Below are 263 nucleotides of genomic sequence, written 5' to 3'. Positions count from 1 at the left end.
GCCGACCAGCGCGAACACGTCGGGGCGCGGGTTCTTCGCCGCGTCCTTCTGCGTCGTGGCGTACCCGTGGCGGAACCGTTTCAGGTGGTCCTCGTCGAGCGTCACCGTGTGCTTGCGATCGCGCTCGTTGTTGCTCTCGACCGTGGCCGTCGCGCGCAGCACGCCGTCGGCGCCACGGCCCACGGTGTTCAGGCGCAACGTGGCGCTCATGGGCTCCTCAAGTTTTACCGGCAACGCGAGCGACAGGTTCTTGTCGCTGCGCA

General features: G+C 68.1%; 1 protein-coding gene. It reads right to left on the bottom strand.

From position 1 onward, the window contains the following. The coding region (locus SB786_RS36620; protein ID WP_410731637.1) for a hypothetical protein at positions 1–210 on the bottom strand (210 nt) is incomplete at its 3' end. Between the last annotated feature and the right edge of the window lie 53 nt (positions 211–263).

Source organism: Burkholderia sp. SIMBA_062, assembly GCF_046534765.1.
Classification (GTDB): Bacteria; Pseudomonadota; Gammaproteobacteria; order Burkholderiales; family Burkholderiaceae; genus Burkholderia; species Burkholderia ambifaria.
The sequence above is the reverse complement of the archived record's forward strand: the minus strand, read 5'-3'. Positions and strand labels throughout refer to the sequence as shown.